Source organism: Pantoea sp. CFSAN033090 (genome assembly GCF_001264395.1).
Lineage (GTDB): Bacteria > Pseudomonadota > Gammaproteobacteria > Enterobacterales > Enterobacteriaceae > Pantoea > Pantoea agglomerans.
On sequence record NZ_LGYX01000016.1, the window covers coordinates 78,515 to 92,683 of the forward strand.

Sequence of the window (14,169 nt, forward strand, 5' to 3'; positions counted from 1 at the left end):
TATTACGAATTATTAATCTGTTACCTGCTGTTAATAATCAGGAATTCAGGTGTCCCGGAGCAGGACTTAACAATGATGGCGATTTAATCGGGCAGCGATCAAAATCTCGTTTTCAGTCACGCTGCGAAGTCGCTACAATAAACAAACACGATGTGACGAATTAAGGAAGGCAATTATGAGTACTGTAGAAAAAATTCAGCGCCAGATCGCAGAAAACCCGATCCTGCTGTACATGAAAGGTTCCCCGAAACTGCCAAGCTGCGGTTTCTCTGCACAGGCGGTGCAGGCGCTGTCAGCCTGCGGTGAGCGTTTTGCTTACGTGGATATTCTGCAGAACCCGGACATTCGTGCCGAGATGCCGAAATTCGCTAACTGGCCAACTTTCCCGCAGCTGTGGGTTGATGGCGAACTGGTCGGTGGATGCGACATCATCGTTGAGATGTTACAGCGTGGTGAACTACAGACGCTGATCAAAGAGACCGCAGAAAAATTTAAAGAAGCAGAATAAAAAAAGGCCGACATCACGTCGGCCTTTTTCATTGCGGCATCCCTTATGCGGATGTCGTGGCTTCTGCATCGCCTTCCGCGAAGGGCAGTGGCCAGCCGCCTAACCGCTTCCAGCGGTTCACCAGCTCGCAGAACAGCGTTGCCGTCTGCTGAGTATCATAGAGCGCCGAATGCGCCTGCGTGCTGTCAAACTCCATGCCCGCCGCAATACAGGCCTTCGCCAGCACCGTCTGCCCTAAAACCAGCCCGCTCAGGGCCGCGGTGTCAAAGGTGGCAAACGGGTGAAACGGGTTGCGCTTCAGGCTGGCTCGTTCCGCCGCCGCTGACATAAAGTTCAGGTCGAAGGTGGCATTGTGCGCCACCATGATGGCGCGATTGCAGCCGCTGTCTTTAATGCCCTTGCGCACCATTTTGAAAATGGCGTGCAGCGCCTCATATTCACTGACTGCGCCGCGCAGCGGATTGCTGGGATCGATGCCGGTAAAGGCCAGGGCTTCGGGATGCAGCAGCGACCCGACAAAAGGTTCGACGTTGAAATGCAGCGTCTGGTCAATCTGAATCCATCCCTCTTCATCCATTTTCAGCGTGATAGCGGCAATCTCCAGTAACGCATCGGTTTGCGCATTGAAACCCGCGGTTTCAACGTCGATCACCACCGGATAGAAGCCACGGAAACGTTGATTGAGTGCATTAGGGGAATTCGATTCAGACATCAGGATCTCGTTGCAGAAAAAGGGCAGCGCGTATTATGGCAAAAAACGGGGCCGGGTGCAGCAGATGAAGCGCAGAGAAGGGGATTCAGCCCACCCGATCGGGCAGGCTGACAGGCAGGTTTAGTTGCCGAGGCCGTTACCGGCATCTTTGTTTTCGATCAGCTCGATTTTGTAACCATCGGGATCTTCAACAAAGGCAATAATGGTGGAGCCGCCTTTAACCGGGCCAGCTTCACGCGTCACGTTGCCGCCATCTTTGCGGATACGTTCGCAGGCCGCTGCTGCGTCATCAACGCCCAGCGCAATATGACCATAGGCATCACCGAGGTCATACTTATCGACGCCCCAGTTGTAGGTCAGTTCGATCACCGCACCTTCGCTCTCGTCGGTGTAGCCCACAAATGCCAGGGTATATTTGTATTCGGTGTTTTCGCTCTGACGCAACACGCGCATGCCCAGCACACGGGTGTAGAAATCGATTGAACGTTGCAGATCGCCAACGCGCAGCATGGTATGAAGTAAACGCATAACATCCTCTTTTAAATAAAACGCCATCGCCCGATGACTCAGGCGCTAAGTATAGCGATGAAAATCGCTATTGAATAATGGCTGCCGTCATCATCCCGGACGGCAGCCCGAACCGGTTACAGCGTTGGGTAGTCGATATAACCTTCCGCGCCGCCGCCGTAGAAGCTTTCCGGACGCTGTGGATTGAGTGGGGCGTCCTGCTGCAGACGCTCAACCAGATCCGGGTTAGCAATGTAATCGCGACCAAACGCAACCGCATCGATCAGACCGCGACCAATCAGGTCATCCGCTTTCTCAACGGTATAGGCACCGGCACCAATGATGGCACCCGGGAAGAGATCACGCACTTTCTGACGGAAAGCGTCGGTATAAGGCTGACCGCCGGCCCAGTCTGGCTCAGAGAGGTGCAGATAGGCGATGTTGCGTTTTGCCAGCTCGCCGATATACCACAGCGCCGCTTCCTCTTCATCCGGGCCGTTGTCCAGATTCTGGAAGCTGCCGATAGGTGAGACGCGAATACCAATGCGATCGGCTGACCAGTTAGCGATCACCGCATCAACCACTTCCAGCGCAAAGCGACCGCGTTTTTCGATGCTGCCGCCATATTCATCAGTACGCTGGTTTGAGCCAGGAGCCAGGAACTGGTGCATCAGGTAACCGTGCGCCGAGTGCAGCTCAAGCAGGTCAAAGTCCGCTTCACGCGCGTTGGCCGCAGCCTGGCCAAAATCTGCCACGATCTGCTTAATCTCTGGCACTGTCAGCTCACGCGGCGTTGAGGTATCTTCGCGATAGACGCTGCCATCTTCAGCACGCAGTGAGGTACGGGTGCCAGCGGCAATCGCCGATGGCGCAACCGGTGCTTTGCCTTCCGGCTGCACGCTGTTATGTGAGATACGACCGGTGTGCCATAACTGTACTGCGGTGTGACCGCCAGCCTGATGCACGCCTTCGTTAATCGCTTTCCACGCTGCAATCTGTGGCTGAGTATGTAAGCCTGGCGCACCGGCATAGCCTTTCGCCTGGAAAGAGATCTGGGTCGCTTCGGTGATGATCAAACCGGCGCTGGCGCGCTGGCGATAATATTCAGCCATCATCGGGGTAGGGATGTCGCCTGGCTCAATGCTGCGCAGACGGGTCAGCGGTGCCATAAATACGCGGTTTGGGACGGTAATTGCACCGACTTTTAGCGGACGAAACAGCTGGGTACTCGCCATAATAGCTCCTGATTAGTAGACCAGTCGTCTACAAACATGTTTTTTAAAAATCAGCGGCGTTCAAGCCACTGTTCGATGGTACTCAATGCCAGACGCAGTGGCTGCGCCTCGCGGGAAATTTTGCTCTGCAGGCTGGCACCCAGCCACAGCAGCGACAGCAATTCCGCCATCTGCGCGGGGGGCTGCGGCAGGCTCAGCGACTCCTGCTGCTCTGCGGCAATCAGGGTCCGGGCGTAGAGTGCCGTGATCTTTCCGGCACCCTGCTGCAGTGCATCACGCATCGGCTCTGAGAGATCGCACACCTCCGCGGAAACTTTGACGCCCAGACAGCCTACGATGTGGCCCTGCTGAACAAACAGATCAACGGCAGCACGAAAGTGGTTAAGCAGACGCTCACGCGGCGTGCCTTCGGTCTGGTTAAGCTGCAACGCCACATCCTGCAGGAAACGTGCAAAATAGCGTTCCAGTAACGCCACGCCAAACGCCTCTTTAGAACGGAAGTAGTAGTAGAAGGAGCCTTTCGGCACCGCCGCCTGTGTCAGCAGTTCGCTGAGGCCCATTCCGGTAAAGCCGCGTTGCAGACAGAGTTGCTCACCTGTCTGGAGCAGGTGTTCGCGGGTTTCGTTGCGTTGTAGCGTCTTATTCATGGCAGTGAGATTAGTAGACCAGTCGGTCTAATGCAACGCAACCCTCTCTATTTGGCACAGAGTGTTCACTCCTGAGTCAAAGAACAGGATAATTCTGACCGGGTGTGGCTTACTTCCTGCGCAACCAGGCTACGCTTTTTACTGGACTGTTTATTCTGTGAATCCGGAGGCGTGGTGGCCGAGCAGCTTGAGTTTTTCCCGGTTCCCAGCCCCTGTCGCGGCATCTGCCAGACGGATGCGCGCGGCTACTGCCTGGGATGTTTACGCAGCCGCGATGAGCGGTTCAACTGGCTGCGCTTTAGCGATGCGCAAAAGCGTGAGGTCATTCGTCTCTGTCAGCAGCGGCGTCAGCGTCTGCAACGGCAACAGAAAGGTGAGGAGCCACACGCGCCACAACAGCCGGAGTTATTCTGACGACTTTGCGCTTTCCGTTATACTCTCTGACACGCTAATTTCAGCCAACGCGCAACAGGGAGAACGTCATGTTAGAACCGCAAGCCATCGCTTCACAGGGGCCCGATTTTTCACCGCTGGTCATGGGGTACTGGCGTCTGATGGAGTGGGGGATGTCGCCACAGGAACGGGTCGCCTTTATTGAGCACCACGTGAGACTCGGCATCACCACCGTTGACCATGCGGATATCTACGGTGACTACCAGTGTGAGGCGGCGTTTGGCGAGGCACTGAAACTGGCACCCGGCTTGCGCGACCAGCTACAGATTGTCACCAAGTGCGGCATCGCCACCCGCGCCCAGCCTGAGCATCAGATAGGCCACTACATTACCGACAAACGTCATATCCTGCAGAGTGCTGAAAACTCACTGCGCCATATCCACACCGATCGTCTCGACCTGCTGCTGATCCATCGTCCCGATCCACTGATGGAGGCTGACGAGGTGGCCGAAGCCTTTATGGCGCTGCATCACAGCGGCAAGGTTCTGCATTTTGGCGTCTCTAACTTCACACCATCACAGTTTTCCCTGCTGCAATCCCGTCTGCCGTTCTCGCTGGTGACAAATCAGCTGGAGATCTCACCCGTGCAGCAAAGTGTGCTGCTGGATGGCTCGCTGGATCAGTGTCAGCAGCTGCGTATTCGTCCGATGGCCTGGTCCTGTCTGGGTGGCGGTCGCCTGTTTAACGATCCCCATTTCCAGCCGCTGCGTGACGAACTGGAAGCCGTGCGGCAGGAAACCGGTGCCACCAGCCTTGAGCAGGTGGTCTATGCCTGGATACTGATGCTGCCATCGCGCCCGCTGCCAATCATCGGCTCAGGTAAAACGGCGCGGGTCAGCGAAGCCGCCGGAGCACTGAACTTATCCCTGTCGCGTCAGCAGTGGTTCCGTATTCGCAAGGCGGCGCTGGGATTTGATGTGCCCTGAAGCGTAAAACTGCGTCAATCTCCGGCAAAATAGTGCAACAGCGACCAGACTTATCTCAAACCCTGGTATGCAAATGGAGTCACCATGAAAATGAAAGCAGTTGCCTTATTCGCACTGATCGCCTGCGGCTCAGCACTGGCTGCCAGCGAGCAGGTTACGATCCATCAGGTTACCGCTGAAGGGATTGGGAAATCGCTGGGCACCGTTAAGATTGACGAGACACAGTATGGTCTGCAGTTCACGCCGGATCTGCAGGGCCTTCAGCCGGGCATTCATGGTTTCCATGTTCATGCTAAAGGCAGCTGTGAACCGGGCGAGTCTGAAGGCAAAGTGGTCGCCGCCGGTGCGGCGGGTGGTCACCTTGATCCGGCCAACAGCGGCAAACATCTGGGGCCTTATACAGAGGGGCACTTGGGCGACCTGCCCGCGGTCTATGTCGATGACAAAGGCAGCGCCACTTATCCGGTGCTGGCGCCGCGTCTGAAATCGTTAAAAGAGATCAAAGGCAAAGCGCTGATGGTGCACGTCGGCGGTGACAATCATGCTGACCATCCTAAACCGCTGGGCGGTGGCGGGGCACGCTACGCCTGCGGTGTCATCTGAGTTTCCGGGCGGCAGGCGATGGCCGCCCGCTTTTCTCCTGCCTGTTTATGAATTGTTGTACCATCCCTGACATTTCCCCCCTATGATATTGATTCAGGTAAGAAAGCGTGATGGGGAAAGGAGCAGGAAAATGAAATTCAAGGGCGCATTACTGCTGTGTCTGCTGCTGGTGGGATGCGATAAACCCAATGATACGCAACTGGTCACCGAAACCGGACGCGAACTGCAGCGCACCATCGATACCAACCCAATGCGTATCACCTGTGAAAAGATCGCGAAGGGTCGTGAATGGCTGAGCCGCAACATGGTGCGTAAGCTGGAAGCGCAGGGTTGCGATCAGGTCTTTCGCAGCGCCACCGAAACCAATTTCACGGATAGCACTATTTATCGCCGTACCATGACTATGGTGTGCGGTGGCATTCATGGTCAGAGTTTTACCGGTACCGAACTGACACGCCGGTTTATCTTCTCACCCGATGAGAAAGTGCTGGTGATTGAACCGATGACCGAAATGGATAAAACCCGCTTCGAAGGCCATAAAACGCTGCAACAGCTGCAGGATGATTTTAACCGGCAACAGCAGCAATATTGCCAGTGATCACTCCGGCACCGCCTGCTTCAGCTGTGCCAGTGAACAGCGTAACCGCCAGATAATCCCCGCCAGCTCGCTGGCCTCGTTGCTTTCCAGTGCCAGTAACGCGGTGATGGTCTCCTCCAGTTGCGTCAGCATTCGATCCAGCGAGCTGTGGCGCACGCCGCGGCTGCTGATAATCTGCTGTAAGTCTTGCAGGCAGTGATCGCGAAACCCCATCAGTGCGGCTGAACCGGCGCGCCATTCACGCAGCTGCCAGACGATATGCGAGCAGTTGAGCAGCACCACGCCCCAGCGCAGTAGCCAGACGCGTGCCTGCTCGTCCCGGCTGTGACTGAGCTGGCTGATACGGTGGTAAATCTGCGATTCGAAGCGGCTCTCGCTGAGCCGGGGCCGCTGCCGCAGCTGATCGAGAAACGCCAGCCGCAGCGCCCGGATATGCCGTCGGCTGCGCCGCGCATCGGAGCTGGGTCGCAGAATCTGGAACGCCAGCCAGGCGAGCAGCACCCCGCAGACTTTGGCGATGTTATCGTTAAAGAAGTCCTGATAATCCCATGTGGGCGGATTAGTCACCGCGATAAACGAACCCATAAAGACGATGAACTGTCCCCACATCCCGGCGCGCTGCTTCTGCTGCAGCTTAAAGAGTTGCAGCGTCACCAGCAGCGGGAACAGAAACAGTAAAAACTGCCACAGCTGACTGATCTGCACCATCAGCCCAAACTTCATCACAAAACTAAACGCAAACAGCCACAGCAGGGTCTTCAGCAGCAGCGTGACGCTGCCGCCAGGTGAGGGTGATGAAGCGTAGAGCACACAGGCAATGGCGGTTAAGGTGAGCGCGGCGGCACCGGAAGACCATTGCGTATTGATCCAGAAGGCGCAGCCCAGCACGATAACGCAGAAGGTACGCAGGGCGCTCCAGCCCGCCTCGGCGCTGTCACTGTCGCGAGCCAGCGCCGGAACCGGCGGTGGCTGAAAGCGGGTGTCGGCATCGGCGCGATCCAGCAGGCGGATCCAGCGCAGCACGTTGAGGTACATCCAGCAGAAGTAGCGCAGCCGCTGACAAAAAGCGCGCTGCCGGTAGTCGCCATCCGCTGCCGGGGTCACGCTGCGCAGGATTTGCGCCAGACGATATTTATCACACGCCGGTTTCGCCAGCTCCGCCAGCAGTTGTTGCAGCGCGTCAAACAGAGCCTCTGGCGCGTCGGGCCAGTTCAGCAGCATGCGTCGCAGGCTGGAGAGCACGCTGGTGAGTCGCAGCTGCTGGTGCAGCACATAGTTCAGCACGTTGTTCTGTCGGCGAAAGCGGTAGTGGCTCCAGAACGCCTGAATCCGCAGCAGATTCATGGTCAGGATCTGGCTGATGACATTTTCATGCGCGGTCCGGATGGTCTCGCTGGCTGAGGGCTGCAGCAGTAATACCGCATGTTCCAGCAGCCTGGCATGCATCTGTTTCAGTGAGGTAATCAGCGTCTCACCATCGGAGGTACTCGGCAGTACCATCATCATTAATCCGGCGCAGAGAATGCCGGAGATCACCTCGCAAACCCGTGCCTGAGCGATGGTCCATAGCGAGGTGATATCGGTGATGTTAACGCTGCTAAAGGCGATGATGGCGGCGGTGTAGCCCGCCAGCGAAAAGGCGTAGGCAACATTATTCTGGTAGTGGTTCGCTATGCCGGTACAGAGCGCCAGCCAGCCGGCAATGGCAAAGGTAAACAGCCACGGCTCATTAAGCGTATGTCCGGCGATCAGCAGCGCAGCGCTGGCCCCCATCAGACTGCCAACGATGCGCCCCAGACTTTTACTGATCGCGCCGCCGACGGTGGGAAAGCTAATCACGGCAGCAGAGGTCATTGCCCAGTACGGCTCATCCAGATCCAGTGCGTAGGCGATGCTCAGCGCCAGGCACATCGCAATAGCGTTGCGCAACGCATAGCGCCACTGGCCGGCGTTCGCCTTAATCCAGGGCAGTTGATCCCAGGCCAGCCACTGAAAATTCATGGCTGGATGGTGATGGTGCAGCTGGTTCCCGCCACCAGGTCTGCATCGGCAGGAAGCGGGTCGAGACGAATACGCACCGGCACCCGCTGCGCCAGCCGCACCCAGGGCACGTTGGGTTTGATATCGGGCACCAGGCCGCTGTCGGTCTCAATGCTCTGGTCATAGATAGCGCGGCCAATGCTATCCACCTGACCCTGCAGCCGCATGCCATTGCTGTAGAGCACCACCTGGGCCGCTGCGCCTGGATGAATATGGCGCAGTTTGGTCTCTTCGAAGTAGCCCATTACGTAGTAAGAGTGGCTGTCGACCAGGGCAAACAGAGGCGAACCCGCGGTGGCATAGTTGCCGGGACGCAGCGTCAGATTGGTGATCCAGCCATCCGCCGGTGCGGTCAGCGTCGTCTGCTGCAGATTCCAACGCGCCCGTTCCCACTCCGCCTGTGCCGCTTTGGTGCTGGCGGCCGCCGCGCCGGCGCTTAATCGCGCGGCATCAAGGTCCTCTGCGGAGATGATGTTGCGCGGCAGGCTGCTGCGACGGTTAAATTCATGCTGCGCTTTCGCGAGATCCGCCTGCGCTTTGCTGAGCTGGGCGGCGGCATTGTCGAGCGCGATCTGCCACGGCACCGGGTCCAGCGTTAACAGCTGCTGGCCCTGATGCACAAACTGATTGTCTTTGACCTTCAGTTGCGTAATTCGTCCCGACACCTGAGGCGTGATATCCACCAGCTCTGCCCGTACTTTCCCGTCACGGGTCCAGGGCGACTGCATGTAGTAGTTCCAGAGCCAGCCACCGGCCAGCAGCGCCAGGGCAAACACGATCAGCGTGGAGAAGTATTTTACCGCGTTAAATTTCATATCGATTATCCGTGACCGATGAGCCAGAGTGCGGCGGTAACGCACAGCACAAACAGGGAGAGATCAAACAGGGTGGGATGCCAGACATCGCCGGAGTAGATCCAGCCACGCACCAGAGGGTGGATCAGCAGCCAGAAAAAGAAGCCGAGGATCACCGCTTTGAATATCGGCGGGAAAAACAGTGAGGCACCCACCACCAGATCGGTCAGCGGATTCGCACCTGAAAAAGCAGGAGTGAGCACGTGATAACATCCTTCGTTAACCCAAACAGCAGAGTGAAAGCGCTGCCACGTTATCGTGGCCTGGTCCGGGATTTGTAATTTGTCCTGTAAACTCGCAGAATAGTGTAAAATCTGGCTTGATAGCTAGCAAGCTAATTATAAGGAGATGAAATGGATACGCCCCTCGGAACGGATTTATCTCGCCTGGTGCGCATCTGGCGCGCGTTGATTGATCAGCGGCTGAAGCCGCTTGAGCTGACTCAGACTCACTGGGTGACGTTGCACAATATTCATCAACTGCCGCCCGAACAGTCCCAGATTCAGTTAGCCAAGGCGATTGGTATTGAACAGCCTTCGCTGGTGCGCACGCTGGATCAGCTGGAAGAGAAAGGATTAATCACCCGTTCGACCTGCGCCAACGATCGTCGTGCCAAGCGCATTAAGCTGACGCAGCAGGCCGAGCCGATAATCGAACAGGTTGAGAGTGTGATTGATGAGACGCGGGATGACATTTTGTCCGGCATCAGTCGGGAAGAGATCAGTCAGATGGTGACGCTGATCGCCCGGCTTGAAAAAAACATTCTCGAACTTCAGCATAAAGAGAAATAAAAAAACCGACGCCCAGGCGTCGGTTTTTTGTTTAGCTTCATTAGCGAGGTGAAACCGTCACCTGGCTGCCGTTGGATGCCATCACAACACGCTGGCCAACAGAGTAACGCGTGGCGGCCTGTTTCTGAACCACCATGATGGTGTTGCCATCATCCTTACGGATTTCCAGCTCAACGCCATCGGTTTTATTGACTGCGCCCTGTACGCCCTGGCCTGCTACGCCACCCAGAACCGCACCACCGGCTGTCGCCAGGCTACGTCCGCTGCCGCCGCCAATGGTGTTACCCAGGAAGCCACCCAGCACCGCACCACCGATAGCACCGATGACATTGCTCTCATCGCCGCCCTGGATTTTCACCGGACGTACTGAGACTAAGGTACCGTACGAAACGCTCTGCACCTGCTTAGCTTCACTGGCACTGTAGGTATCACCCGACAGCGTACTGGTATTGCTACAACCTGCCAGCATCACACCGGCCAGAGCGACCACAATTACACGCTTAATCATTTGAAACTCCTTTAGTCGAGAAGGTGCCACGTTTAACGCTGTATCCTGCTCACAGTATAAGACACAAACCTGGCAAATTAATCCCTGTCCGAATAAAACACGGCTGGACGAAGCATAGACTATGCAGGATCAACAATAATTCAATCGTGGACTAAAAATAGTCCCATTACGTTATCAGTCAGCACGATTGGATAAAAAGAATTTAATCATAGAATTAGCGATCATTATTTGTCAGGCTAACCGCAGATAAATCGCACCTCCCGCCGGAAGTAAGGAATGGCTATGAAATCAGGACGCTATATTGGGGTAATGTCAGGCACCAGCCTGGATGGAGTGGATGTGGTACTGGCTGCCATTGATGAAAATATGGTGGCGCAGCAGGCCAGCTACTGCCATCCGATGCCACCAGAACTGCGTCAGGCGATTCTGGCGATATGTCAGGGACAGTCCCTGACGCTGTCGCAGCTCGGCCAGCTCGATACCCGCCTCGGCCAGCTGTTTGCTGAAGCGGTAGTGACATTAATGAAGCGCGAATCGCTTGAAGCCAGCGATATCACAGCGATTGGCTGTCATGGTCAGACCGTCTGGCATGAGCCGCAGAGTGACGCACCCAATACGCTGCAGATTGGCGATCATAATCAGATCGTGGCGGCCACCGGCATCACCGTGGTAGGAGATTTCCGCCGCCGTGATATGGCGCTGGGCGGGCAGGGCGCGCCGCTGGTGCCTGCCTTTCATCAGGCGCTGCTGATGGATGCTTCTGAACGCCGCATGGTGCTGAATATTGGCGGCATCGCCAATCTCTCGCTGCTGATCCCAGGTCAGCCGGTGCGCGGCTTCGATACCGGTCCCGGCAATATGCTGCTGGACGCCTGGATCTGGCGTAATCAGGCTCAGCCGTATGACAAAGATGCGCAGTGGGCGCGCAGCGGGTCGGTGATTCCGGCACTGCTGGAGGCGCTGCTACGTGAGCCCTGGTTTGCGTTGCCGCCGCCGAAAAGCACCGGGCGCGAACATTTCAACCTCAGCTGGCTGGAGCAGCATCTGCGCTATTTCCCGGGTCTGGCTGCGCAGGATGTGCAGGCTACGCTGGTCGAGCTGACCGCCATCACCATCACGCAGCAGGTGTTACTCAATGATGGCTGCGACCGTCTGCTGGTGTGTGGCGGCGGCAGCCGCAATCCGCTGCTGATGGCGCGACTGGCAGCGCATCTTCCGGGAACGGAAGTAACGACTACCGATGCGGCGGGTGTCAGTGGTGACGATATGGAAGCGCTGGCGTTTGCCTGGCTGGCTTTCCGCACGCTCTCCGGCCTGCCAGGTAATCTGCCTGCGGTGACGGGCGCACGGGAAAAAAGCGTGATTGGCGCAATCTTTCCGGCGAATTCACTCTATCGACGCTAAGCGCGGAGTCGGGGGCAATCTGCCCCCGCAGGATTACAGGCGGCCGTCAGGCGGCGCCGGAGAGATGCGTCAGGTTGCGAACGCCAGTAATCACCGAGGCAACCATGGTTTCACGTCGGGTAATCACCTCAACCTGATAAAACCGGCTGCGGTAGGCGATGGAATAGATAACGGGATGGTACTTATTACCTTCTCCGTAGCGGGAGTAGTGCGCTTCAAGCGCACGAGTCGCTGCGAGAATATGGGAAGGTTCTTTATCACCGCGGATGATTTGCTTCATTCAGTTCCTCAAATGCTGTCCCTGGAGTCACGTCGCACGCATGGCGCGTAGCGCTGGCCTAAACACTGAACATCTGACTGCTAAACATTTAATCACTGACTGGGTAATGACTGACTCTGCCGCGGGAAGATGACAGAAAGATGATCCCCCGGGGCTGTTAATTATTTAGCAGCCGCCGGGGGATCCAGCAAGGCAGGAAATCGCAAATTCATCCAAATCGCAGAGGCGGTCAGATCAGCTCTGGCCAGGCCACGGCGGCAACGCCATTGAGTACAGGTTTTGAGAACAGAAAGCCCTGAAACTGGGTCACGCCTGCCGCTTCAAGCCACATCCACTCTTCCGGCTGTTCAATACCCTCGGCGATAACACCGATCTCCAGCGAGGAGCAGCATTTCAGAATGGCATGAATGATCGCCTGCTTCGGCCCACTTTTATGCACATCAGCGATGATGGTACGGTCGATTTTAATCTTGTCGGGCTGAATGCGCGTCAGCAGCGACAGGCCGGCAAAACCGGCACCGAAATCATCCAGCGCCAGGCTGATGCCGGCCGCCTTCAGCTGCCTGATGGCGGCTTCAAAGGCCTCAGGCTGCGAGATAATTTCATTCTCGGTGAATTCAACCATGATCTGCTCTGGCACCAGTCCCTGCGCAGCAATCTCATCCAGCAAAAACGGGACGGCGTCGGGCACTTCCACCAGCGTCATCGGCAGCAGATTGATCGACAGAGTCATTCCCTCAATCCCCAGCTGCTTCGCCTGGGCGAAGGCGATCTTTTTCGACCTCAGATCGAGCTGATAGAGCTGCTCACGTGACAGTCGGGCAAAATAGTCGAGCGGCGGTTCACCCTGCGGGCCGCGCAGCAGCGCTTCCAGCGAGACGATTTCGCAGGCGAAGGGGTCAACGATCGGCTGAAAAGCAAAGCTGACCTCATCCGCAGCCACCAGCGATGCGTTGCCTTCACGCTGTTCTGACTCGTCACAGATAAACGTCCAGCCGCTGGCGGCCGGGATCTCAAAATAGTTCTCTTTTTCCCGCGCTTCGACAAAGGTGCGCAGGAACTGCAGTGCGCGATCGGCATAGGTCAGCTGATACTTTGTGGTGCACTTTGCCAGCACCGCCTCCAGTACCGTCTCTTTATCATGCAGCCGCAGATCGAACAGCTCCATACCGACGTGGCCAAAACGGCGTGCCGGGGCGTAATCGCGCAGCAGTTCGACCAGATTATGGTGGCGTGGATCCTGGCAAATCCGGCTGTAAACTGCATTGACCGCCGCCTCCGGACCTTCCAGCAGCTGGAAAAAATGGGTGCCATTGAATAATAAAATTCCGGTGACGCTTGAGGATTTATTGATTTTATTCGCTTTCCGCGCCAAACCATTCAGGATCTCAAGCGGCACATGTTCAGTAATGTGGCTGCGATAGATGATTGTCGACAACATAAAGGTTTCCGGAATTTTTTATTTTTTGTTATGGCACCTTACCAGAAGCTTCTTCCGGGGAAAACGAGGACCAGTACGTCTTTCTCACTCTGACTCTGTTTTAATCAACCGGCAGCGTGGTATTGCCCGTTCCCAGAGAGCGCTGCATAAAAACGGTATCCAGCCAGCGACCCTGTTTAAAACCTACCGAGCGCAGGATACCTGTCATCTCAAAGCCTGCGGCGCGATGTACGGCAATCGAGCCCTGGTTCTCGCTGTCGCCGACGTTGGCGATCAACTGGCGGAACCCTGCCTGCTCAGCCCAGCGGATTACATGGTTTAACAGGCGCGAACCGGCTCCGCGCTTCTGAAATCCGGGATCGATATAAATTGAGTCCTCCAGCGTATGCCGGTAGGCATGGCGCGGGCGATAAGGCGTCAGATAGCAGAACCCACGTACTTCTCCGTCGCTGACGGCGATAAACCACGGCAGGCCCGCCTGCTGAATCTTCCGCATCCGCTCGCCAATTTCTGCCGCGTCGGGCGGCACTGTCTCAAATGAGCCGGTGCCGTTAAGGACATGCCAGGCGTAGATCTGCTGAATCGCCGTGATGTGGCGTTCATCTGCCTCAAAAATTTCCATTATGCGGTTTTGCCCCGAAAGTCTGCACCTGGTGGAAAAA

General features: G+C 56.5%; 18 protein-coding genes. 7 read left to right on the forward strand and 11 right to left on the reverse strand.

Annotated elements, in window-relative coordinates:
* The first annotated feature begins 172 nt into the window (after positions 1-172).
* Positions 173-508, forward strand: a complete 336-nt coding sequence (locus AFL22_RS15260; RefSeq protein ID WP_170933470.1) for a Grx4 family monothiol glutaredoxin — start codon at positions 173-175, stop codon at positions 506-508.
* Positions 509-551: 43 nt separating this feature from the next.
* Here AFL22_RS15260 and rnt read toward each other — a convergent pair whose 3' ends face one another.
* From rnt to AFL22_RS15280, 4 genes are all read right to left on the reverse strand, one after another.
* The gene (gene rnt / locus AFL22_RS15265; RefSeq protein ID WP_010245582.1) at positions 552-1,220 is read right to left on the reverse strand and encodes a ribonuclease T; all 669 of its coding nucleotides are present in this window, start codon (positions 1,218-1,220) and stop codon (positions 552-554) included.
* Positions 1,221-1,340: 120 nt separating this feature from the next.
* Positions 1,341-1,748 (reverse strand): lactoylglutathione lyase, encoded by a 408-nt coding sequence (gene gloA, locus AFL22_RS15270; protein WP_010245580.1) that lies wholly within the window; start codon positions 1,746-1,748, stop codon positions 1,341-1,343.
* A 116-nt stretch (positions 1,749-1,864) separates the two neighbouring features.
* Positions 1,865-2,962, reverse strand: a complete 1,098-nt coding sequence (locus tag AFL22_RS15275) for an alkene reductase (protein WP_010245578.1) — start codon at positions 2,960-2,962, stop codon at positions 1,865-1,867.
* A 50-nt stretch (positions 2,963-3,012) separates the two neighbouring features.
* On the reverse strand, positions 3,013-3,609 hold the full coding sequence (locus tag AFL22_RS15280) for a TetR/AcrR family transcriptional regulator (RefSeq protein WP_010245576.1): 597 nt from the start codon (positions 3,607-3,609) through the stop codon (positions 3,013-3,015).
* A 174-nt stretch (positions 3,610-3,783) separates the two neighbouring features.
* Here AFL22_RS15280 and AFL22_RS15285 point away from each other — a divergent pair, with 174 nt between their 5' ends.
* The 4 genes from AFL22_RS15285 to AFL22_RS15300 all read left to right on the forward strand — a co-directional run bounded on the left by AFL22_RS15285 (position 3,784) and on the right by AFL22_RS15300 (position 6,189).
* On the forward strand, positions 3,784-4,023 hold the full coding sequence (locus AFL22_RS15285) for a DUF1289 domain-containing protein (RefSeq protein ID WP_010245573.1): 240 nt from the start codon (positions 3,784-3,786) through the stop codon (positions 4,021-4,023).
* Between the two features lie 68 nt (positions 4,024-4,091).
* Complete coding sequence (locus AFL22_RS15290) at positions 4,092-4,988, forward strand: aldo/keto reductase family oxidoreductase (protein WP_033757493.1); 897 nt, start codon at positions 4,092-4,094, stop codon at positions 4,986-4,988.
* An 84-nt stretch (positions 4,989-5,072) separates the two neighbouring features.
* Positions 5,073-5,591 carry a superoxide dismutase family protein gene (gene sodC, locus AFL22_RS15295; protein WP_052271706.1) on the forward strand — a complete coding sequence of 173 codons (519 nt, stop codon included), beginning with the start codon at positions 5,073-5,075 and terminating at the stop codon, positions 5,589-5,591.
* A gap of 130 nt (positions 5,592-5,721) precedes the next feature.
* Positions 5,722-6,189, forward strand: a complete 468-nt coding sequence (locus tag AFL22_RS15300; RefSeq protein WP_010245563.1) for a hypothetical protein — start codon at positions 5,722-5,724, stop codon at positions 6,187-6,189.
* Here AFL22_RS15300 and AFL22_RS15305 read toward each other — a convergent pair whose 3' ends face one another.
* Genes AFL22_RS15305 through AFL22_RS15315 form a run of 3 tightly spaced genes read right to left on the reverse strand, consistent with a single transcriptional unit; the run spans position 6,190 to position 9,286 of the window.
* Positions 6,190-8,190 (reverse strand): FUSC family protein, encoded by a 2,001-nt coding sequence (locus AFL22_RS15305; protein ID WP_010245560.1) that lies wholly within the window; start codon positions 8,188-8,190, stop codon positions 6,190-6,192.
* Positions 8,187-9,044 carry an HlyD family secretion protein gene (locus tag AFL22_RS15310; RefSeq protein ID WP_033779281.1) on the reverse strand — a complete coding sequence of 286 codons (858 nt, stop codon included), beginning with the start codon at positions 9,042-9,044 and terminating at the stop codon, positions 8,187-8,189. Before AFL22_RS15310 ends, AFL22_RS15305 begins: the two co-directional genes overlap by 4 nt.
* A 5-nt stretch (positions 9,045-9,049) precedes the next feature.
* Positions 9,050-9,286 carry a DUF1656 domain-containing protein gene (locus tag AFL22_RS15315; protein ID WP_010245554.1) on the reverse strand — a complete coding sequence of 79 codons (237 nt, stop codon included), beginning with the start codon at positions 9,284-9,286 and terminating at the stop codon, positions 9,050-9,052.
* 150 nt (positions 9,287-9,436) lie between these two features.
* Between AFL22_RS15315 and slyA the strand changes: the two genes are divergently transcribed.
* Entirely contained in the window at positions 9,437-9,874 is a 438-nt protein-coding gene (gene slyA / locus AFL22_RS15320; RefSeq protein ID WP_010245551.1) for a transcriptional regulator SlyA, read from the forward strand.
* Positions 9,875-9,914: 40 nt separating this feature from the next.
* Here slyA and slyB read toward each other — a convergent pair whose 3' ends face one another.
* The gene (slyB, locus tag AFL22_RS15325) at positions 9,915-10,382 is read right to left on the reverse strand and encodes an outer membrane lipoprotein SlyB (RefSeq protein ID WP_010245548.1); all 468 of its coding nucleotides are present in this window, start codon (positions 10,380-10,382) and stop codon (positions 9,915-9,917) included.
* Between the two features lie 282 nt (positions 10,383-10,664).
* On the opposite strand from slyB, the gene anmK reads away from it, so the two are divergent.
* Complete coding sequence (anmK, locus tag AFL22_RS15330) at positions 10,665-11,786, forward strand: anhydro-N-acetylmuramic acid kinase (protein WP_052271707.1); 1,122 nt, start codon at positions 10,665-10,667, stop codon at positions 11,784-11,786.
* Positions 11,787-11,832: 46 nt separating this feature from the next.
* Here the strand turns inward: anmK and AFL22_RS15335 are convergent, their stop codons facing one another.
* The 3 genes from AFL22_RS15335 to AFL22_RS15345 all read right to left on the reverse strand — a co-directional run bounded on the left by AFL22_RS15335 (position 11,833) and on the right by AFL22_RS15345 (position 14,129).
* Complete coding sequence (locus AFL22_RS15335; RefSeq protein ID WP_010245542.1) at positions 11,833-12,066, reverse strand: DUF4060 family protein; 234 nt, start codon at positions 12,064-12,066, stop codon at positions 11,833-11,835.
* A gap of 229 nt (positions 12,067-12,295) precedes the next feature.
* On the reverse strand, positions 12,296-13,507 hold the full coding sequence (locus AFL22_RS15340) for a diguanylate phosphodiesterase (protein WP_010670046.1): 1,212 nt from the start codon (positions 13,505-13,507) through the stop codon (positions 12,296-12,298).
* 100 nt (positions 13,508-13,607) lie between these two features.
* Complete coding sequence (locus AFL22_RS15345) at positions 13,608-14,129, reverse strand: GNAT family N-acetyltransferase (protein WP_010670047.1); 522 nt, start codon at positions 14,127-14,129, stop codon at positions 13,608-13,610.
* Positions 14,130-14,169: the final 40 nt, after the last annotated feature.

Bases quoted from the DNA above. Each gene is read 5' to 3' on its own strand.
- rnt (WP_010245582.1), bottom strand. From the start codon at position 1,220: ATGTCTGAATCGAATTCCCCTAATGCACTCAATCAACGTTTCCGTGGC.
- gloA (WP_010245580.1), bottom strand. From the start codon at position 1,748: ATGCGTTTACTTCATACCATGCTGCGCGTTGGCGATCTGCAACGTTCA.
- AFL22_RS15275 (WP_010245578.1), bottom strand. From the start codon at position 2,962: ATGGCGAGTACCCAGCTGTTTCGTCCGCTAAAAGTCGGTGCAATTACC.
- AFL22_RS15280 (WP_010245576.1), bottom strand. From the start codon at position 3,609: ATGAATAAGACGCTACAACGCAACGAAACCCGCGAACACCTGCTCCAG.
- AFL22_RS15290 (WP_033757493.1), top strand. From the start codon at position 4,092: ATGTTAGAACCGCAAGCCATCGCTTCACAGGGGCCCGATTTTTCACCG.
- sodC (WP_052271706.1), top strand. From the start codon at position 5,073: ATGAAAATGAAAGCAGTTGCCTTATTCGCACTGATCGCCTGCGGCTCA.
- AFL22_RS15300 (WP_010245563.1), top strand. From the start codon at position 5,722: ATGAAATTCAAGGGCGCATTACTGCTGTGTCTGCTGCTGGTGGGATGC.
- AFL22_RS15305 (WP_010245560.1), bottom strand. From the start codon at position 8,190: ATGAATTTTCAGTGGCTGGCCTGGGATCAACTGCCCTGGATTAAGGCG.
- AFL22_RS15310 (WP_033779281.1), bottom strand. From the start codon at position 9,044: ATGAAATTTAACGCGGTAAAATACTTCTCCACGCTGATCGTGTTTGCC.
- slyA (WP_010245551.1), top strand. From the start codon at position 9,437: ATGGATACGCCCCTCGGAACGGATTTATCTCGCCTGGTGCGCATCTGG.
- slyB (WP_010245548.1), bottom strand. From the start codon at position 10,382: ATGATTAAGCGTGTAATTGTGGTCGCTCTGGCCGGTGTGATGCTGGCA.
- anmK (WP_052271707.1), top strand. From the start codon at position 10,665: ATGAAATCAGGACGCTATATTGGGGTAATGTCAGGCACCAGCCTGGAT.
- AFL22_RS15335 (WP_010245542.1), bottom strand. From the start codon at position 12,066: ATGAAGCAAATCATCCGCGGTGATAAAGAACCTTCCCATATTCTCGCA.
- AFL22_RS15340 (WP_010670046.1), bottom strand. From the start codon at position 13,507: ATGTTGTCGACAATCATCTATCGCAGCCACATTACTGAACATGTGCCG.
- AFL22_RS15345 (WP_010670047.1), bottom strand. From the start codon at position 14,129: ATGGAAATTTTTGAGGCAGATGAACGCCACATCACGGCGATTCAGCAG.